The 19,663-nt window shown below is 73.4% G+C and carries 15 protein-coding genes; 10 read left to right on the top strand and 5 right to left on the bottom strand.

Features of this window, described 5'->3' with window-relative positions; genetic code table 11:
• The first annotated feature begins 61 nt into the window (after nt 1–61).
• A complete protein-coding gene (gene cyc2 / locus AB0Q90_RS35525; protein WP_363163126.1) occupies nt 62–2,218 on the top strand; it encodes a germacradienol/geosmin synthase Cyc2 in 2,157 nt (718 codons plus the stop codon).
• Here the strand turns inward: cyc2 and AB0Q90_RS35520 are convergent.
• Nucleotides 2,208–2,933: a hypothetical protein gene (locus AB0Q90_RS35520; RefSeq protein WP_363163127.1), complete on the bottom strand. Its 726-nt coding sequence runs from the start codon at nt 2,931–2,933 to the stop codon at nt 2,208–2,210. The two genes, cyc2 and AB0Q90_RS35520, sit on opposite strands and share 11 nt — an antisense overlap.
• 88 nt (nt 2,934–3,021) lie before the next feature.
• On the opposite strand from AB0Q90_RS35520, the gene AB0Q90_RS35515 reads away from it, so the two are divergent.
• The 4 genes from AB0Q90_RS35515 to AB0Q90_RS35500 all read left to right on the top strand — a co-directional run bounded on the left by AB0Q90_RS35515 (nt 3,022) and on the right by AB0Q90_RS35500 (nt 6,898).
• Entirely contained in the window at nt 3,022–3,897 is an 876-nt protein-coding gene (locus tag AB0Q90_RS35515; RefSeq protein WP_363163128.1) for a LysR family transcriptional regulator, read from the top strand.
• 75 nt (nt 3,898–3,972) lie between these two features.
• Complete coding sequence (locus AB0Q90_RS35510; RefSeq protein ID WP_363163129.1) at nt 3,973–4,548, top strand: PDZ domain-containing protein; 576 nt, start codon at nt 3,973–3,975, stop codon at nt 4,546–4,548.
• 218 nt (nt 4,549–4,766) lie between these two features.
• On the top strand, nt 4,767–5,894 hold the full coding sequence (locus AB0Q90_RS35505) for an aminopeptidase P family protein (protein WP_363163130.1): 1,128 nt from the start codon (nt 4,767–4,769) through the stop codon (nt 5,892–5,894).
• Nucleotides 5,895–5,950: 56 nt separating this feature from the next.
• Nucleotides 5,951–6,898, top strand: coding sequence for an aminoglycoside phosphotransferase family protein (locus tag AB0Q90_RS35500; protein WP_363163131.1), 948 nt, complete (start codon nt 5,951–5,953; stop codon nt 6,896–6,898).
• 7 nt (nt 6,899–6,905) lie between these two features.
• Here the strand turns inward: AB0Q90_RS35500 and treZ are convergent, their stop codons facing one another.
• Entirely contained in the window at nt 6,906–8,651 is a 1,746-nt protein-coding gene (gene treZ, locus AB0Q90_RS35495; protein ID WP_363163132.1) for a malto-oligosyltrehalose trehalohydrolase, read from the bottom strand.
• A gap of 185 nt (nt 8,652–8,836) precedes the next feature.
• Here treZ and AB0Q90_RS35490 point away from each other — a divergent pair, with 185 nt between their 5' ends.
• The 3 genes from AB0Q90_RS35490 (at nt 8,837) to AB0Q90_RS35480 (ending at nt 11,328) form a co-directional block, all read left to right on the top strand.
• Nucleotides 8,837–9,388: a DUF1707 and FHA domain-containing protein gene (locus tag AB0Q90_RS35490; protein WP_363163133.1), complete on the top strand. Its 552-nt coding sequence runs from the start codon at nt 8,837–8,839 to the stop codon at nt 9,386–9,388.
• A 153-nt stretch (nt 9,389–9,541) separates the two neighbouring features.
• Complete coding sequence (locus AB0Q90_RS35485; RefSeq protein WP_363163167.1) at nt 9,542–10,894, top strand: M14 family zinc carboxypeptidase; 1,353 nt, start codon at nt 9,542–9,544, stop codon at nt 10,892–10,894.
• Entirely contained in the window at nt 10,891–11,328 is a 438-nt protein-coding gene (locus tag AB0Q90_RS35480) for an SSI family serine proteinase inhibitor (RefSeq protein ID WP_363163134.1), read from the top strand. Before AB0Q90_RS35485 ends, AB0Q90_RS35480 begins: the two co-directional genes overlap by 4 nt.
• Nucleotides 11,329–11,373: 45 nt before the next feature.
• On the opposite strand, the gene AB0Q90_RS35475 is transcribed toward AB0Q90_RS35480, so the two are convergent.
• Nucleotides 11,374–12,624, bottom strand: a complete 1,251-nt coding sequence (locus tag AB0Q90_RS35475; RefSeq protein WP_363163135.1) for a M14 family zinc carboxypeptidase — start codon at nt 12,622–12,624, stop codon at nt 11,374–11,376.
• A 217-nt stretch (nt 12,625–12,841) separates the two neighbouring features.
• A complete protein-coding gene (gene treY, locus AB0Q90_RS35470; protein WP_363163136.1) occupies nt 12,842–15,190 on the bottom strand; it encodes a malto-oligosyltrehalose synthase in 2,349 nt (782 codons plus the stop codon).
• Between the two features lie 80 nt (nt 15,191–15,270).
• On the opposite strand from treY, the gene AB0Q90_RS35465 reads away from it, so the two are divergent.
• The gene (locus AB0Q90_RS35465; RefSeq protein ID WP_363163137.1) at nt 15,271–16,560 is read left to right on the top strand and encodes an MFS transporter; all 1,290 of its coding nucleotides are present in this window, start codon (nt 15,271–15,273) and stop codon (nt 16,558–16,560) included.
• On the opposite strand, the gene glgX is transcribed toward AB0Q90_RS35465, so the two are convergent.
• The gene (gene glgX, locus AB0Q90_RS35460) at nt 16,514–18,631 is read right to left on the bottom strand and encodes a glycogen debranching protein GlgX (RefSeq protein ID WP_363163138.1); all 2,118 of its coding nucleotides are present in this window, start codon (nt 18,629–18,631) and stop codon (nt 16,514–16,516) included. The genes AB0Q90_RS35465 and glgX overlap by 47 nt on opposite strands.
• Nucleotides 18,632–18,813: 182 nt before the next feature.
• Here glgX and AB0Q90_RS35455 point away from each other — a divergent pair, with 182 nt between their 5' ends.
• A complete protein-coding gene (locus AB0Q90_RS35455; protein WP_363163139.1) occupies nt 18,814–19,647 on the top strand; it encodes a Tat pathway signal sequence domain protein in 834 nt (277 codons plus the stop codon).
• Nucleotides 19,648–19,663: the final 16 nt, after the last annotated feature.

Raw genomic sequence — 19,663 nt, 5'->3', positions numbered from 1 at the left:
ATGGTGTGATCATGTCCCGGCCCGAGGATGGGCCTTGGAGCCGCCGGGTAGGGCCCCGGCCATGACGCAGCCCTTCGAACTCCCGCACTTCTACATGCCGTATCCCGCGCGGCTCAACCCGCACCTCGACGAGGCGCGCGCGCACTCGACCGTCTGGGCGCGCGAGATGGGCATGCTGGAAGGTTCCGGGATCTGGGAGCAGTCCGACCTCGACGCGCACGACTACGGACTGCTCTGCGCCTACACCCACCCCGACTGCGACGGCCCCGCCCTGTCCCTGATCACCGACTGGTACGTGTGGGTCTTCTTCTTCGACGACCACTTCCTGGACATGTACAAGCGCACCCAGGACCGCGCCGCGGGCAAGGCCCATCTCGACCGGCTCCCGCTGTTCATGCCGATGGACCTCGCCACTCCCATGCCCGAGCCGGAGAACCCGGTCGAGGCCGGTCTCGCCGACCTGTGGCGGCGCACGGTGCCGGCGATGTCCGCCGACTGGCGCCGCCGGTTCGCCGTCGCCACCGAGCATCTCCTCAACGAGTCCCTGTGGGAGCTGTCCAACATCAACGAGGGGCGGATCGCCAACCCCGTCGAGTACATCGAGATGCGCCGCAAGGTGGGCGGTGCCCCCTGGTCGTCCGGTCTCGTGGAGTACGCGACGGCCGAAGTCCCCGCCGCCGTCGCCGAGTCCAGGCCGCTGAGGGTCCTGATGGAGACGTTCTCCGACGCCGTGCATCTGCGCAACGACCTGTTCTCCTACCAGCGCGAGGTCGAGGACGAGGGCGAACTGAGCAACGGCGTCCTGGTGTTGGAGACCTTCTTCCACTGCACGACCCAGCAGGCCGCCGACGCCGTCAACGACGTCCTCACCTCCCGGCTGCACCAGTTCGAGCACACCGCGCTCACCGAAGTGCCCGCGCTGGCCCTGGAACACGGCCTCACCCCGGACGAGGTCGCCGCCGTCGCCGCGTACACCCAGGGACTTCAGGACTGGCAGTCCGGCGGCCACGAATGGCACATGCGCTCCAGCCGGTACATGAACGAGCGCGCGCAGTCCACCAGCCCCTGGCAGGGCCTGACCGGCCGAGGCACCTCCGCGGCCGACGTCGGCGCGCTGCTCGCCGCGGCGGGAGCGGAGCGGCTGCGCGCGTACGCGCACGTGCCGTTCCAGAAGGTCGGCCCCTCCCGGATCCCCGACATTTGCATGCCGTTCCGGCTGGAGCTGAGCCCGCACCTCGACGGCGCCCGGCACCGGCTCACCGACTGGGTGCAGCGCATGGGCATCCTCCAGGAGGGCGTCTGGGACGAGGACAAACTCGCCGCCTACGACCTGCCGCTGTGCTCGGCCGGCCTGGACCCGGACGCGACCCCCGAGGCCCTCGACCTCAGCTCGCAGTGGCTCGCCTGGGGCACGTACGGCGACGACTACTACCCGCTCGTCTTCGGCCACCGCCGCGACCTGGCCGCCGCCCGGCTGACCACCCAGCGCCTGTCGGACTGCATGCCGATCGACGGCGAGGCGCTGTTGGTTCCCGTCAACGCCATGGAGCGCGGGCTGGCGGACCTGTGGCAGCGCACGACCGCCCGGATGACGCCCGACCAGCGGCGCTCCCTGAAGGACGCGATCAACGTCATGACCGAGAGCTGGGTGTGGGAGCTGTCCAACCAGCTCCAGAACCGCGTCCCCGACCCGGTCGACTACCTGGAGATGCGCCGCGCCACCTTCGGCGCCGACCTCACCCTGAGCCTGTGCCGGATGGGGCACGGCCCGGCCGTCCCGCCGGAGGTCTACCGCAGCGGCCCCGTGCGCTCCCTGGAGAACGCCGCCGTCGACTACGCGTGCCTGCTCAACGACGTGTTCTCGTACCAGAAGGAGATCGAGTACGAGGGCGAGATCCACAACGCGATCCTCGTCGTGCAGAACTTCTTCGGCATCGACTACCCGACCGCCCTCGATGTCGTCCACGACCTGATGACCCAGCGCATGCAGCAGTTCGAGCACGTCGTCGCACACGAACTGCCCGTCGTCTACGACGACTTCGAGCTGTCGCAGGAGGCGCGCGAGATCATGCGCGCCTATGTGGTCGACCTGCAGAACTGGATGGCGGGCATCCTCAACTGGCACCAGGAGGTGGACCGTTACCGGGCCGACTGGCTGGCCGGCCGGGCCCACGGCTTCCTGCCGGACCGCCCGCCCGCGGTGCCCGTCATCGGCTGACCGGCTGCCGCCGGCCCGCGTGGCCGACCGCGGCTCGCGCCAGTGCCCGGATCATCGGGTGCGGGCGCGAGCCGTCGCCGGACAGCTCCGGCTGGAAGAGCGAGGCCAGGAAGAAGGGGTGGCCGGGCAGTTCGGCGATCCGGACGTTTCCGTCCTCGTCCCGCCCAGAAAAGCGCAGGCCGTGCGCGCGCAGCGTGTCCAGGTGGCGGGAGGGGCCGTAGGCGCAGAAGTAGCGCTCGACCGTGCGCTCCGAACCGATCACCGACTGCGCGAGCGAGCCCGGCTCGACGGTGATCGCGGCCTCGTGGCCCACCAGGGAACAGGCCAGCGGCTCGATGATCGGGTCGGCCGCGGACGGGTCGTTCTCCGCATGCGCGGCGTGGGAGAGACCGCAGACGTCACGGGCGTACTCCAGCAGCGCGTGCTGGAACCCGGCGCACGTCCCGAGGAACGGGATGCCCGTCTCGCGCGCGGTGCGGATTGCCGCGAGCACCCCGGCCTCGCTGCGGTACGGGCTGCCCGGCAGCACCCACACCGCGTCGAACCCGGCCACCGCGTCCGGGGCCACGGCGTCCTCCGATCCGATCCAGTAGGCGTCGAGGACCAGCCGGTCCCGGGAGGCGAGGGCGTCGAGCAGGAGCGGGACGCGGGTGTGCGAGGCGACATTGGGGGAGCGGTCGCCGACCAGGGCGATCCGTGCGGGAGTCTCGGTCATGCCGTTCATCCTGGGCGCGAGGGCGAGTTCACGTCCAACGATGATCTCTGCACCCCTGATAAGCAGAACTGATGCAATGCTGGCGGGCATGGACCCGCACCTCCTGCGTACGTACGTCACCGTCGCCCGCCTCGCCTCCTTCTCCGAGGCCGCCCGCACCCTCGGCTACACCCAGTCGGCGGTGTCCCAGCACATCGCGGCGCTCGAACAGGACCTCGGCACACCGCTGCTCACCCGCCGCCCCGTCGCGCCCACGGCCGCCGGCGAGCGGCTCCTGGAGCACGCGGACCCGCTGCTGCTGCGCCTGGAGGCGGCCCGCGCCGACGTCGTACGGATGGCGGCCGCGCCCGCCCACGGACTGACGCTCGCCGCCACGCCCACCGCGCTCGGGCCCCGGGTGTTCGCCGCGCTCCCGGCCGCGGGCGTGACCCTGCGGGTGACCGCGCGCGAGGAGATCCCCGCCGCCGTCGCCACCGGCGCGGCGGACCTGGGCCTGATCGACGGCCTGGCCGCCCCCAGCGACCCGCTGCGCCTGCCCGACGTGGCGCCGCTGACCACGTACGGCGCGGGGGAGGAGCCGGTGTGCGTCCTGCTGCCCGGCACGCATCCGCTGGCCGGGCGCGCGGGCCTGCGCCTGGGCGACCTCGCCGACGCCCGCTGGCTGGACGCCCCCGACGCGGGCCTGCCGCTGGCCCAGCTGCGCGCCGCGAACGGAGGCCACGGCTTCCGCCCGGCCCTGCGCTACGAGGGCACGGACGTACGCGTCCTGACCGCCCTCGCCGCTGCGGGCCACGGTCTGACTTTGCTGCCCCGCTCGGCGGCGACGGGAATCGCGGACACGGCAGCCGTGCCGGTCGTCGAACCGCGCGTGGTCCACCGGACCGAACTGGTGTACGCGGGCTCGCTCTCGACAGCCGCCGGAGCGGTGGCGGCCGCTCTGGGCGTACCGGCCTTCCGTTCCTGACCGCGGGTCAGTCTCACTCGTTCGTGGCTCGTCGTGCGCCGGTGCCCCGGGTAGTCCTCCAGCCGGAGGCGATCCATGGAACAGACTGCGTTGCGTCCCAAGCCGATGCCGGGCCAGGAGCCCCGCGGCGGCACCAGGCCCGGTCCCGCCCGGCGCCCGCACGCCGCACGCCGGCGCGGCCGCCGGCTCACGACCCTGCTGTTCGCCCTGTTCGTCGGCACGGTCCTGGTCCTGTCCGGGGTCGGACTCGGCACGGTCGGGGCCACGGTGATCGGCATGAGCAGACTCGCCGAACTCCAACGGCAGGCGGAGCGCACCCCGGCGGCCTCCCGCCCCGCTCCGCCTGCGTCGCCGTCCGCCGTGCCCAGCCCGACGCCCACCCCCGTCGGCGCCACCCTCGGCCTGGAGGTCGTGGACGCCGAGAAGACCGGCGCCCAGATCGTCGGCGTCCATGTGCCCGGGCCCGGGTACACGGCCGGCCTCGTGCGCGGCGACGTCCTGCTGGTGTTCGGCACGACCCGGATCGACTCGGCGGCCGACCTCGCGCGCGCCGTCAACCGCGCCCGCCCCGGCACAGAGGTCACCCTGACGGTGCGTCACCGCAGCGGCGGCTACCAGCAGCTGACGGCGGTCCCCGGGGTCGTCACCTGAAAACCCCTGGTTCCGGAGGTGCGCCGGGGCCACCATGGCCCCATGCCGACCACGCTCACGCCTCGGAGCCCGCACCCGCACAACGGCCGCGCCCGACCCCGGCACGGTGCCCTGGAGAGCCGACCGGTGCCCGAAAGACCGGCCGACCGGCTCGCGCCGCCCCTGTCCTACGGGCAGGATGCTGCCCGTAGTCCCTTCACGCGCCCAGGGAGGCCCGGATGACCGGCACCGCACCCGCGCCCTTCACCGCCGACGACTACCGGGCCCGGCTGGAACGCGCCGCGCGCGCGGCCGTCGACGCCGGACTGGCCGGGCTCCTGGTGGCGCCCGGACCGGACATGGTGTGGCTCACCGGCTACGCGCCCACCGCGGAGACCGAACGGCTCACCCTACTGGTCCTCACCCCCGGGCAGGACCCCGTCCTCGTCGTCCCCACCCTGGAGGCCCCGGACGCCGCGAAGGCCGCCGGCGCGCCCGCCCTCACCCTGCGCGACTGGACCGACGGCAAGGACCCCTACGCCGCCACCGCGGCCCTCCTCGACGCGAGCGGCCGGTTCGGCATCAGCGACAACACCTGGTCGATGCACCTGCTGGGCCTGCAGCGGGCACTGCCGGGCACCTCCTACGCCGCCCTCACCGACGCCCTGCCGATGCTCCGGGCCGTCAAGGACGCCGCGGAGCTGGAGCTCCTGGCGGCCGCGGGAGCGGCCGCAGACGCAACGTTCGAGGAGATCCGGAATGTTCCCTTCGGCGGGCGCCGCGAATCCGAGGTCGCCGCCGACCTCGCCGCACTGCTGCGCCGGTTCGGCCACTCCCAGGTCGACTTCACCATCGTCGCTTCCGGCCCGAACGGCGCCAACCCGCACCACGAGGTCGGCGACCGGGTCATCGAGCGCGGCGACATGGTCGTCCTCGACTTCGGCGGCCTCAAGGACGGCTACGGCTCCGACACCTCCCGCACGGTCCACGTCGGCGAACCCACCGACGAGGAGCGCCGGGTGCACGACCTGGTGCGCGCGGCCCAGGAGGCGGGCTTCCGTGCCGTGCGGCCCGGGGTGGCCTGCCAGGAGGTCGACCGGGCGGCGCGCGCGGTCATCGCCGACGCCGGGTACGGCGAGTACTTCATCCACCGCACCGGCCACGGCATCGGCGTCACCACGCACGAGCCGCCGTACATGATCGAGGGCGAGGAGCGGCCGCTCGTGCCGGGGATGTGCTTCTCCGTGGAGCCCGGCGTCTATCTGCCGGGCCGCTTCGGGGTGCGCATCGAGGACATCGTCACCGTCACCGAGGACGGCGGCCGCCGCCTCAACGACACCACCCGCGAGATGGTCATAGTGGACTGAGCGGCCCTCGGCAGGCCCCTCTCTTCGGGCATCCCTCTAGTGACTACGGCGCGACCATGACCCAGGCACCGACACCCACCGCGGACACCGTCCGCCGACTGGTCCGCGCTCTCCTGAAGGAGGGCGCGGACGACAGCGCCGGACCCGAGGTCCGGCCCGTCGCCGAGGGCGCCGAACCCGCCACCTGGTGGGTCGGCACCCGCCATGTGCTGCGTCTCGCCCCCGACCGGGAGGCCGCCGTCCGCCAGCGCCGGGAGCTGCGCCTGCGCGACCTGGTCCGCCCGCACGTCCCCGTCGCGCTCCCCGTGAGCGTCGCGCACGGGGAGTGGGCGCCCGGACTGACGTACACGCTGGACACGAAGGTGCCCGGCGGGTCGGCCGAGGAGCACGACGTGTCCGCCGTCGGCGAGGCCGATCTGGCGGCGCTGCTCACCGGGCTGCGCGAGGTGCCCGCCCGGCAGGCCGAGACGCTCGGCGTGCCGCGCACCGCCCCGCGCTCCCTGGAGGGGCTGCGCCGCAACGCGGAGCGGGCCGCCGGGCGGCTCGCCGCGGCCGACGAGTTCGACCCCGCCCGGCTGCACCAGCTCACCCAGCCGGCCGCGGTCCAGCTCGCCGCCCAGCCCGGCAGCGCCGTCCTCGTCCACCACGGCCTGACCGGCGAGCACCTCGTGGTCAGCGCGGACGGCCGGGTGCGCGGCGTCCTCGGCTGGACCGAGACGGTCCTCGGCGACCCCGCCGAGGACATCGCCGGCCTCGCCCGCGCCGTCGGCTCCCCGGCCGCCGTCCGCGCCGCCACCCTGGCCGGCTACGGCGCCCGCCCCTGCCTGCGCGGCCTGTGGCTCGCCCGCTGCGACACCGTCGTCCGTCTGGCCGAAGCCCTCGCCGGCACGCGCGGCACCCCCCTGGCGCTGCTCCAGCACCAGCTCCGCCTCGCCTGGGAGGCGATCCTGCTGGAGCGGGTGACCGAACTGAGAGAGGACGACGACCCGGACGGCGAGTCGTAGGGCGCGCTCACTCCTGGAGCAGCACCACGCTCGACTCCCCGGGCAGGTGCAGCACCCCGTCCGCTCCGGGGGCCTCGACGGGCTCCCACGCGGCCAGTACGCGTGCCTGACGGGGGCCCAGCGGGATCGCGGCCGGTCCCTTGGCGAGGTTCACGGCCACCCGTACGTCCCCGCGCCGGAAGGCGAGCCAGCGCTCCCGTTCGTCGAAGGCCACCTTGGTGTCGGCGAGGTCGGGATCGGTGAGGTCGGGCTGCTCGTGGCGCAGCGCGATGAGCCGGCGGTACCACGCCAGCACGCGCGCGTGGGGCTCGGCGTCGAGCTCCGCCCAGTCCAGGCAGGAGCGGTCGCGCGTCGCCGGGTCCTGCGGGTCGGGCACGTCCTCCTCGGCCCAGCCGTGCGCGGCGAACTCCCGGCGCCTGCCCCGCCGTACGGCCTCGGCGAGTTCGGGGTCGGTGTGGTCGGTGAAGAACTGCCAGGGCGTGCCCGCCGCCCACTCCTCGCCCATGAACAGCATCGGCGTGAAGGGCGCGGTCAGCGTCAGCGTCGCCGCGCAGGCCGCGAGGCCGGGGGAGAGGGAGGCGGCGAGCCGGTCTCCCTGGGCGCGGTTGCCGACCTGGTCGTGGGTCTGGCTGTAGCCCAGCAGCCGGTGCGCGGATACACGCGCGCGGTCAAGGGCGCGCCCGTGGTGGCGGCCCCGGAAGCTGGAGTACGTGCCGTCGTGGAAGAAGCCGCCGGTGAGGGTCTTGGCGAGGGCCGCGAGCGGGGCGCGCGCGAAGTCGGCGTAGTAGCCCTGGGACTCGCCGGTCAGCGCGGTGTGCAGGGCGTGGTGGAAGTCGTCGTTCCACTGGGCCTGCAACCCGAGGCCGCCCTCCTCGCGCGGGGTGACCAGACGCGGGTCGTTCAGGTCCGACTCGGCGATCAGGAACAGCGGCCGGTCCAGTTCGGCCGACAGGCCGTCCACGGCCGTCGACAGCTCCTCCAGGAAGTGGCACGCGCGCGTGTCCCGCAGCGCGTGCACCGCGTCCAGGCGCAGTCCGTCGATCCGGTAGTCGCGCAGCCACGCCAGTGCGCTGCCCACGAGATAGTCGCGCACCTCGTCGGAGCCGGGCGCGTCCAGGTTGACCGCAGCGCCCCAGGGCGTGTGGTGCCGCTCCGTGAAGTACGGCCCGAAGACCGGAAGGTAGTTGCCCGACGGACCGAGATGGTTGTGCACCACGTCGAGCACCACACCGAGGCCGAGTCCATGAGCCGTGTCGACAAACCGCTTCAGTGCCTCGGGGCCGCCGTACGGCTCGTGCACCGCCCACAGCGACACCCCCTCGTACCCCCAGCCGTGCCGGCCGGGGAAGGGGCACAGCGGCATCAACTCCACGTGGGTGACGCCCAGTTCGACGAGGTGGCCGAGGCGCTCGGCGGCCGCGTCCAGGGTGCCCTCGGGGGTGTACGTGCCCACGTGCAGCTCGTAGAGGACCGCGCCGGGCAGCGGGCGTCCGGCCCACTCGGTGCGCCAGGTGTGCCGCGTGTGGTCGACGACCGCGCTGCGCCCGTCCGGGCCGTCCGGCTGCCGCCGCGAGCGCGGGTCGGGCAGCACCGGCCCGTCGTCCAGCGCGTAGCCGTACCGGCTGCCGTCATGCGCCTCGGTCTCCCCCCACCACCATCCCTCCCGTTCCGGATCGCGCTCCAACGCGCGCGTGGCGTCCTCGCAATGGAGCGTCACACGGTCGGCCTGCGGTGCCCACACCTCGAACTGCACGGACGGTTCCCCTTCGTCTGCTCACCGTGATGTAGCCCGTCCATGGTGCTTCAAACGAGATCAATCCGCTTTTGAATCTTCCCGTTTGTGGCAGGTGTCGTCGGCTGTCATCGCCCGTGCGCGTACGGGGCGGGGGTTTTCCCGATTTCTGGACACTCCGGCGCGGCTGACCGACAATCACGAGCGTGACGTCGTCCTTCGAGTTCAACACGTACCCCGCGCGGCTCTCCGACGCGGAGCGCGACAAGGCGCTGAAGGTGCTCCGTGACGGCGTCGCCATGGGCCGTCTCTCGCACGACACGTTCATCCGCCGGATGGAGCTGGCCCTCGCCGCCCGCCGCTCCGAGGAGCTCGCCGTCCTCACCGCCGATCTCCCCCAGGAGAGCCGTGTGGCGCGCCTGGTGTTCGGCACCGTCGAGGCGGTCTCCGGCTTCTCCGTACGGCTGCGCAGGGCCTGGCAGGCGGAGCGGCTGCCCAAGCTGCTGCTGCCCCATCCCGGGAACGGCCATCCGCTGCGCATCGGCCGCGACCCCGCCAACGGTCTGCGGCTGACCCATGAGACGGTCTCCCGGGTGCACGCCGAACTCAGCCGTCAGGGCGGCATGTGGGTGCTGCGGGACCTCGGCTCCACCAACGGCACGACGGTCAACGGCCGGCGGGTCATCGGGGCGGCCGTCGTCCGCGAGGGCGACCAGGTCGGCTTCGGGCGGATGGCGTTCCGGCTCGCCGTGAACTGAGGCAGGCCTCAGTTCGGGCCTGGGCTTTACCGGGCGTATCGAGTGAAATCCCTTTGCTTTCCGTGGTGTTGACGTAAGCGAAGAGCCGTGACTGACTGTGCGTACATCATGCACACCAGGTGAATCGACGGCACCGGAACGTGGAGGTGTGCCCTGCCGCCCCTCCTTCGCTACCCGACCGTCGACGAGCTCGGCGCCCGGGCGGCCACGCTCGTCACCCGCCACCCCCGGGACGCCCGGCTGCGGCGCGCGGGGACCTCCCGCGAGGGCAGACCCCTGTGGCTGCTGTCCGTGGGCCACGGCAGCCGCCACGCACTCGTCGTCGCCGGCCCCCACGCCAACGAGCCCGTGGGCGGTGCCACCGCCCTGCGGCTGGCCGAACGGGTGCTCGCCGACCCCCGCCTGCACCAGGGCGCCGACGCCACCTGGAACCTGCTGCTCTGCGTCGACCCCGACGGACTGCGCCGCAACGAGGGCTGGCTGCACGGCCCGTACACCCTCGGCCGCTACTTCCGGAACTTCTTCCGCCCCGGCTTCCTGGAGCAGCCCGAATGGCTGCCCGACGGCGCGGACCGTGCGGCGCTGCCCGAGACCCGTGCCCTGCTCGACCTCCAGGACGAGCTGCGGCCCTTCCTCCAGTGCTCCCTGCACGGCGTCGACGTGGGCGGCGGCTTCGTCGAGCTGACCCACCCCCTGCCGGGCCTGCCGCGCCGCGTCGCCCACACCGCGGCCCGCCTCGGCATACCCCGCGAACTCGGCCCGTACGACACCCTGTACTGGCCCCGGCTGGGTCCCGCCGTCTACCGGATCCCGCCGCCGCGCCGGGGCGACCTGGCCGCCGCCATCACCGAGGCCGCCGTGCAGTCGACGTGGTTCCACCCCTACCGGCACGGCACGGTCACCGCCGTCGTCGAGGCGCCGATGTGGGGGGTGGCCGGCGTGGAGGACGGCACCGCGCCCGCCGACGCACCGGGCGTTCTGCGCGCCGTCAGCCGCACCCTGCGCCACGACCACCTGCTCCTTGAGCGCCTCCTCGCCCGGCTCCGCCCGCACCTGCCCGCGACCGACGAGGCGGCGCGGTTTCTCGCCCCGGTCGACGACTATTTACTGGTCTGCCCCGGCCTCGCCGACGCCTGGGACCCCGACGTCGTCACCGTCGGCGCCCAGCCGCTGCCCCCGCTCAGCACCGCCCACCTGGCCACCCTGCGCATCGCCGGACGACGGCTCGCGCTGCGCACGGCGGGGCTGCTGCACCGCCTGGTGACCGACGCCGGCCGCGACCCGGCCGGGGTGCTGCCGGAGCTGGACCGGCTCATCGACCTGTGGTGCGCCGACTACCGCGACGGCTGCGGCGCGTCCTGGATACCGGTCGCACGCCAGGTCGAGTACCAGTCACGGGTGGTGCTCGCCGCGTTCGACCTGGCCGCACAGCACGCGCACGCGGGCTCCCGTTCGGGTGAGCCGGGGTGGGGTTCCGAGGCGGCCGTGCCGATGCATCGGGAATGACACTCTCCACCACAGCGACAGCGGTACGGGGCGGCCTGTTCGCGGCGGCCGCCTTTCTTGCCCTCGGCGTTCCCGGCGCGGCACCGGCGCAGGCGCAGGCGCAGGCCGAACGGGAGGCCTTCCCGGGCAACCACCTCTACCTCACCCTCACCACGGGCGACACCCACTCCAGCGACACGCGCGGCACGCTGCTGATGTGCGACCCGCCCCAGGGCCACTCCCGGGCCGCCGAGGCCTGCGCCGAACTGGCGGCGGCCGACGGCGACATCGCCGACCTGGCGCAGCAGGATGTGTACTGTCCGATGATCTACGCCCCGGTCACCGCCCAGGCGCGCGGCGAGTGGAACGGCCGGCCGGTCGAGTACACGCAGACCTTCTCCAACGCGTGCGAGATGGGGGCGCGCACGGGCGCGGTCTTCGCCCTGGACGGCTGACGCGTACGGCGGCGGCCCGCACGCGCGCGTGTGGCACGCCGCTGCTCACGCTCTCACGTCGCGCGCGTGCAGGGCCGCTGCGACGACCGTGCAGGCCTGGTGCTCGACCTGGTCCGCCAGGGGCACCCAGCGGGCCCGGAACCGCTGCTCGAAGGAGCTGCTCCAGGAGGCGACGAGTCTTCGGAGCCTCGGCGCCGCGCGGTCGTCGGCCTCCAGCAACACCCGCAGCAGCATGGCCGCGGCCCGCAGGGGCAGCCGGCGGGCGAAGGCGTCCACACTGCCGACGTAGGCCCGCGTGTTGTCGGCCGGAGCCATGTCGACCCAGTCCGCGGCCAGCCCCGGCACCAGCTCCAGCGTCCAGGTCGCGGCCCGCAGCAGCGGCCCGTCGACGCCCTCCAGGCGGGGCAGCGCGTCGATGAGTACCCGCTCCACCTCCAGCGCGTCCCGGCGCAGCCGGTCCGCCAGCCGCCGCATCGCCGTCGCCGGGGCCGGATGCGGCGCCGGGTCGTCCACCAGGTCGCTCGCCCACATCGGCACCTCCACCACGGCGGTCAGACCGCCGTACCGGTGCACGTGGTGCCAGGTGCTGTGCCGCGCGTCGTCCGGCATGCTCGGGTACGCCGCTCCCGCCCCGAGCGCCGGCATCACATGCACCCCGGGCCCGGAGGCGGGCCAGCCGGCGGCGTCCGAGGCGCCGGTCTCCACCGGGATGTTCAGCTGCGCCGCGGACTTGGCGAACGGCTCGGTGAGCCCGGGCACGTCCTTCGTCAACTGCACCCAGCTGCCGCCCAGATCGGTGCCGTGCAGGGTCGCCTGGAGGTAGGGGCGCAGTTCGTCGATGACCCCGGTCAGCGCGCGCGTCTCGGGCGGCAGACGGTCCGGGGGCAGCACCGCGGGCGACCACTCCGGCTGCTCGTGTCCCGCCGGCCGGTAGAAGCCGAGGTGGTAGTCGAACAGGCTGCGCGGCGCCGGGGTGACGTGCAGGCTCGCCCCGTCGGGGTCGGCGCACAGCAGGAAGTGCCAGGAGGTGCCGGACCGCAACTCCCGCTCGCCGAGCACCCGTTCGGCGAGCGCGAGCAGCGTCGCGCCGCCGGTGGGCTCGTTGGCGTGGGCGCCCGCCACCACCAGCACGGCGGACCGGGCCCGGCCCACGGACAGCAGGTGCAGAGGGCGGCCCGCCCGGGAGGCGCCCACCTGCCGCAGGGTGCACAGCCCCGGCCGTTGTGCCACCAACGCCCGGGCGGACGAGACGAGTTCGGTCACTGTGGGGTAGCGCAGCTCCGGCAGGAGACTCACCCCCGACACATCCGCCCGGCTTCGCAATCCGCAGTACCCCACGGTCTCGGTGCACTGTCAAGGACACCCAGGGGGAGGCTCCAGGGGGCGCCCTGAGGCATGCGCCGTGGGCGGAACGGCCTGTTGGCGCCATTGGTGGTGCCTGCGTTCGGCAGGCGTGCGATCGGCATGCGCGCCCGGCACACGCGCCTCGCGCGGGCTCCGGGGCGCGCACGCCTCACTCCACCCGCTCCAGCAGGGCCACCGGAAGCCGCGCGAACAGCTCCTCCACGCGCGCGTGCCCCTCGAACTCCCGCTCCGGCGCCAGCACGTCGGCCCACCGCCCGGGCGGCAGCGGCAACCGGGTCTCCCGCCAGCCGCCCGCCTCCGCCAGCCGCAGCGACAGCCGGGTCACGGCGGTGATGACCTCCCCGGACCGCGCGAACGCCGCGCAGTGGGCGGCCGCCGGACCCTCCGCGGTCAGCGGCACGTACGTCGCCGCGTCCCCGAAGACGGCCGGCCGGCGAGCCCGCAGGCGCAGCGCCGCCGCGGTCAGCTCCCCCTTGTCCCCGGGATCCTCCGGCGGGAACCGCACGGGCCGGCGGTTGTCCGGGTCCACCAGCGCCCGGTACTCGGCCTCGGTGCCCTGGTACACGTCCGGCACCCCCGGCATCGTCAGATGGACCAGGGCGGTGCCCAGCACGTTCGCCCGGATGTGCGGCTCCAGCCGCTCGCGCAGGGAGGCCACGCGCGCGCCGGCCGGCCCGCACGGCCCCGCCGCGACGAAGGCCGCCACCGCCTCCTCGTAGGGCGGCTCCTGCTCCGTCCAGCTGGTGAACAGCCCGGCCTCCCGCACATGCTTGAGCAGGGCCTGCTGCACGCGCTCGGCGTCCGCCGGTCCGAGCCCGAACACCGTCTGCCAGGCGGCCCACGCCAGTTGGGCGTCCGGCACCCCCTCCCCGGTGCGGGTCACCTCGGCCAGCAGGTCGGCCCAGCGCTGCGGGCACTCGGTGAGCACCGCCAGCGCCGCCCGTACGTCGGCACTGCGTTTGGTGTCGTGCGTCGACACGACGGTGCCGGTGGCCGGCCAGTCGCGCTGCACGCGCGCGCAGTAGGCGTGGAACTCCTCCGGGGACAGGGCCGGAGCGCCCGGGTTCCCGCCCACTTCGGTCGCCGACAGCAGCGGCACATAGCGGTAGAACGCCGTGTCCTCGACGGACTTGGCGCGCAGCGCCGACGCCGTCTGCGCGAACCGGGTACGCAGCTCCAGGTGGTCCGGTCCGTCTCCGGCCAGCCCGAGCACCAGGTCCCGCACCACGTCGACGGCCTCGGCCTCCTCGGGTACGACGAAGGCGTGCCGCGCCTCGGCCGCGGCCTCCTCGGTGACGACGGCGGCCGCGTCCCCGGAGGCGTAGGGCCGGTAGACCTCCAGACGGACCAGGAGCTCCTGCGCGGCGGTGCGCAGCGTCCAGGGCGCGCGGTCGCGCAGCGCGGGCTCCGGAGAGGCGGCGCACACCCGGTCCGCCACCCGGGTCAGCCGGTCGGTCTCGGTGGCCAGCTCGTGCGTGAGCACCTTGTACGCGGCACGTCGCACCGTCGCCTCCCACTGCCCGCCCCGGTCGGTCTGCGGGGCCGCGAACCGGCGGTACTGGCCGAGGAGTTCACCGAACCCCGCCGGGTCCGTGAAGAGGCCGTCGACATGCCGCAGCGCGTCGTATCCGGTGGTGCCGGCGACGGGCCAGGACGCCGGCAGGTGCTCGCCGTCCGCCAGGATCTTCTCCACGACCGTCCAGCGGCCCCCGCTCGCCTCGTGCAGCCGCCGCAGATAGCCGTCGGGGTCGGCGAGCCCGTCGGGATGGTCCACGCGCAGGCCGTCCACCACGCCCTCGCGGAGCAGCGTGAGGATCTTGTCGTGCGTGGCCTCGAACACCTCCGGGTCCTCCACCCGCACCCCGATGAGCTCCGAGATGCTGAAGAACCGCCGGTAGTTCAGCTCGGTGCGGGCCAGCCGCCACCACACCGGGCGGTACCACTGGGCGTCCAGGAGCTGCGGCAGCGGCAGCTCCTCGGTGCCTTCGCGCAGCGGGAACTCGTGGTCGTAGTAGCGCAGGACGTCGCCGTCGACCTCCAGGCGGTCGATCTCCCGGCCGAGCGGACCGCCGAGCACCGGCAGCAGGACCTGTCCGCCCTGCGCCTCCCAGTCGATGTCGAACCAGCGCGCGTACGGCGACTTGGGGCCCTCGCGCAGCACCTCCCACAGGGCGCGGTTGTGGCGCGGAGCCATGGCCATGTGGTTCGGCACGATGTCCACCACCAGCCCGAGCCCGTGCTCGCGCGCCGTGCGCGCCAGCGCGCGCAGCCCCTCCTCGCCGCCCAGCTCCTCGCGCACGCGCGCGTGGTCGACGACGTCGTAGCCGTGCAGCGAACCCGGCACGGACTCCAGGACGGGGGACAGATGCAGATGCGAGACGCCGAGCGAGGCCAGATACGGCACCGCCGTCGCCGCGGCTGCGAACGGGAACTCGGGCTGCAGCTGCAGCCGGTACGTGGCCGTGGGCACCACCGGGTCAGGTCGCTCAGGTGTCATGGAAACGTACGTACCCGCCCTGCCGCCCTTCGTGTCATCGTCCCCTCCACGTACCTCGCACGCGTGGCTAGCTTCGAGTGATGGGGACTGTGGGACGGCGCGGCGCACTGGACACCTACCGCGAGGTGATCGGCCTGGCCGGACCGCTGCTGCCGGTGGTGTCCTTCCTGGGGCGGCTGCCCACGGCGACCGTCCAGTTCGGCAGTGTGCTGCTGGTGGCCCGCACGAGCGGCTCGCTGGCCGCGGCGGGGCTGACCGGCGGTGCGCTCGCGCTCGGGCAGGTGCTCTGCGGTCCGCTGGTGGGCCGGCTCGCCGACCGGCACGGCCAGCGCACGGTCGTGCTGGTCTTCTCCCTCACCAACGCCCTCGCGATCACCGCCCTGGTGGCCGGGGCGCTCGCCGGCCTGTCCACGCCGCTGCTCGCGCTCCTCGGCGCGTGCGCGGGCGCGAGCGTGCCGGTGATCGGACCCCTGGCGCGCACACGCCTGGTCGCGCTCGCCCGGCGGGGGGAGGCGCCCGAGCCGGTGGTCGGCGCCGCCCTCTCCTTCGAGAGCACCCTGGACGAGATCTCCTTCGTCCTCGGCCCGGCCCTGGTCGGCCTGGCCGCGGTGCTGTCCCATCCCGCCCACGCCCTGCTCGCCGCCGCGCTCCTCGTGGCCGTGTGCGGCAGCGGCTTCGCGCTGCATCCGACGGCGGTGGCGACACGGGCCACGGCAGCACCCCGCAAGGCTCCCCGCGCGCGTGTGCCCATGCCTCGCTCCGTGTACTCCCTGCGGGCCGCCCTCGCCCTCCAGGGAGCGATGTTCGGCGCCTGCCAGGCCGGGATCACCTCGCTCACCGAGCGGATGGGGCGCCCGGAACAGGCGGGCCTCGTGTACGCCGCCATGGGCGTGATGAGCGCCGTCGCGGGGCTGTCCATGGCCGCCGTGCCCGCGCGCGTCGGGCTCACGGCACGGTGGCGGGCGGCCACCGCCGCCGCGTGCGCGCTCTCGCTGCCCCTGCTGTGGACGGACGGCCTGGGCGGGCTGTACGCGACGGTGACCGTCCTCGGTGTCGCGTACGCCCCGCACCTGATCACCGTGTTCGGGCTCACCGAGCGGGTGGTGCCGCCCGTCCGGCTCGCGGAGGCGATGGCCGTGGCGACCAGCGCGCTGGTCGGCGGCCAGGCCCTCGCGGTTGCCGTCACCGGACGCCTCGCCGAGTCGCACGGCCCCGCCGCGGCCTTCGCGGCGGGAAGCCTGGCCGCCGCCCTCGCCTGCGTCCTCGCGCTGACGGCGCGCCCGGCGTCGTACACCGGGCCCGCCGCCACCCGCGCGCGTCCCGCTACACCGGCCGCTGAAGTACCGTCAGGCTCCGGTCCACCAGCGTGAGCCGGTCCCCGGCCTGCACCTTCGGACCCGTGCCGGGCGGGGCGCCGTCGGTGCGGGCGGTGTCCACGACCACCTGCCACTGCCGGCCGTGGTTGACCGGCACGACGAAGTCGAGGGTCTTCGGCGAGGCGTTGAACATCAGCAGGAACGAGTCGTCGGTGATGCGCTCCCCGCGTGCGCCCGGCTCGGAGATCGCGTTGCCGTTGAGGAACACCGACAGCGCGGAGGGCTGCGTGGAGTTCCAGTCCCGCTGGGTCATCTCCTTGCCCTGCGGGGTGAACCAGGCGATGTCCGACAGCTCGTCGTGGGTCCCCTCCACGGGACGCCCGTGGAAGAAGCGGCGCCGGCGGAAGACCGGATGGTCCCGCCGCAGCCACACCATCGCGCGCGTGAAGTCCAGCAGCTCGCGGTCGGCGTCCTCGCCGTCGGGCCACGCCAGCCAGGCCAGCTCGCTGTCCTGGCAGTAGGCGTTGTTGTTGCCCTTCTGGGTGCGCGCGAACTCGTCGCCGTGACTGATCATCGGCACGCCCTGGGACAGCATCAGCGTGGCGACGAAGTTGCGCATCTGGCGCCGGCGCCGCTCCAGCACCACCGGATCGTCGGTCTCGCCCTCCACGCCGCAGTTCCAGGACCGGTTGTGGCTCTCGCCGTCGCGGTTGTCCTCGCCGTTGGCCTGGTTGTGCTTGTGGTTGTAGGCCACCAGGTCGTGCAGGGTGAACCCGTCGTGGCAGGTGACGAAGTTGATGGAGGCCAGCGGGCGTCGCCCGTCGTCCTGGTAGAGGTCGGAGGAGCCCGTCAGCCGGGACGCGAACTCCGCCAGCGTGCGCGGCTCGCCGCGCCACAGGTCCCGTACGGTGTCGCGGTACTTGCCGTTCCACTCGGTCCACAGCGGCGGGAAGTTGCCCACCTGGTAGCCGCCCTCGCCCACGTCCCACGGCTCGGCGATCAGCTTCACCTGGGAGACCACCGGGTCCTGCTGCACCAGGTCGAAGAACGACGACAGCCGGTCCACCTCGTGGAACTGGCGGGCCAGGGTGGCCGCGAGGTCGAAGCGGAAGCCGTCGACATGCATCTCGGTGACCCAGTACCGCAGCGAGTCCATGATCAGCTGAAGGACGTGCGGGGACCGCATGAGCAGGGAGTTCCCGGTGCCCGTGGTGTCCATGTAGTACCGGCGGTCGTCGGTGAGCCGGTAGTACGAGAGGTTGTCCAGGCCCCGGAAGGACAGCGTCGGGCCCAGGTGGTTGCCCTCGGCCGTGTGGTTGTAGACGACGTCCAGGATCACCTCGATACCGGCCTCGTGCAGCGCCTTGACCGCCGACTTGAACTCCAGGACCTGCTGGCCGCGGTCGCCCCAGGAGGCGTAGGCGTTGTGCGGGGCGAAGAAGCCGATCGTGTTGTAGCCCCAGTAGTTGTTCAGGCCCATGTCCACCAGGCGGTGGTCGTTCACGAACTGGTGTACGGGCATCAGTTCCAGCGCCGTGACGCCCAGTTCGGTCAGGTGCTCGATGACCGCCGGGTGTGCCAGTGCCGCGTAGGTGCCGCGCAGTTCCTCCGGCAGCCCCGGGTGGCGCATGGTGAGGCCCTTGACATGGGCCTCGTAGATCACCGTGTGGTGGTACTCGGTGCGCGGGCGCCGGTCGTCGCCCCAGTCGAAGTACGGGTTGACCACGACCGACGACATCGTGTGCGGGGCCGAGTCCAGGTCGTTGCGCCGGTCGGGTGCGTCGAAGTGGTAGCCGTACACCTCCTCGCCCCAGCGGACCGAGCCGCTGATCGCACGCGCGTACGGATCGAGCAGCAGCTTCGCGGAGTTGCAGCGGAGCCCGCGTTCGGGGGCGTACGGCCCGTGCACCCTAAAGCCGTAGCGCTGTCCCGGCATGATGCCCGGTAGGTACGCGTGCCGCACGAACGCGTCGCTCTCCCGCAGCTCCACCGCCGTCTCCGAGCCGTCGTCGTGCAGCAGACACAGCTCTACTCGGTCCGCGGACTCCGTGAAGACCGCGAAATTGGTGCCGGCGCCGTCGTACGTGGCACCGAGTGGATACGCCTCTCCAGGCCAGACCTGCATGGACTCGACTCTTTCAGGTGGAGCGCGCCGTGGGTGGCGCCTTGGCGTCGAGTCTCCCCGAAAGTGATGGAACCACCTATGACTTACGCCCCTCTTACCGAGCGACCAGGCATACGCGGTATGCCGAACCAGTGGGGCAATCACATACTCCCGAGGACCCAGGGGGAGTAGGGGGAAGAGACGTGCGCGAGATAGTGCACCGCCATCTCGGCAAGGTGGTGGCCGGTGCGGCCATCGCGGTGGCCTCCACCGCCGTGATGGTCGGGATCACCCTGCCGGGCACGGCGGGGGCGGACGACACGGGTGGAACCAGGGCGGACGGCCGGACCGGCACCGCCCAGCAGCAGGGCCAGGACGCGCAGGGGGCGCAGGGCGCGGCCGCCGAGCCGGGCGTCGTCGAGCAGGCCCCGGCCGAAGGGGAGAAGGGCACGGGGCGTGACCCCCTGACCGACGACGAGCTCCAGCGGGTCGCCAAGCTCGCCCTGAACCGGCAGCTGTTCAACGCCAGCGAGGACGTCGACGGGGACCGCGGCCCGCAGCAACTCGGGGCGGAGCTCGCCCAGCCCGAGGCCGAGGAGCTGGACAACCCGGACGCGCCGCGGCGCGCCGAGGTCACGTACTACGACTACAAGGACGACACCCTCGTCACCCGGACGGTCAACCTCGACACCGGCAAGGTCGAACAGACCGTCACGCACCACGGTGTGCAGCCGCCGTTGAGCCGGGCCGAGGAGACCGAGGCGGCGCGCCTGCTGCTCGCCGACACGCTGTCCGCGGGTCTGAAGGGCGACTACAAGGACGCCACCGACAAGGAGCTCACCTCGCCGGAGCAGCTCCAGCTGAACAGCATGGTCTTCATCGCGGACCCGGGCATCAGGCCGGCCGCGCTCGCCGCCTGCGGTGAGCACCGCTGCGCGACGCTGTCCCCGAAGGTCGTGAACGGTCCGTGGATCGACGTCCGGCACCTGGTCATCGACCTGAGCGCCGGCAAGGTCGTCGCGATCCAGCGCGGCTGAGCCGCCGCGGCCCGCC

The sequence above is a fragment of the Streptomyces sp. NPDC079141 genome (genome assembly GCF_040686775.1).
Taxonomy (GTDB): Bacteria; Actinomycetota; Actinomycetes; order Streptomycetales; family Streptomycetaceae; genus Streptomyces.
This window is presented reverse-complemented; position numbering and strand designations above follow the sequence as displayed.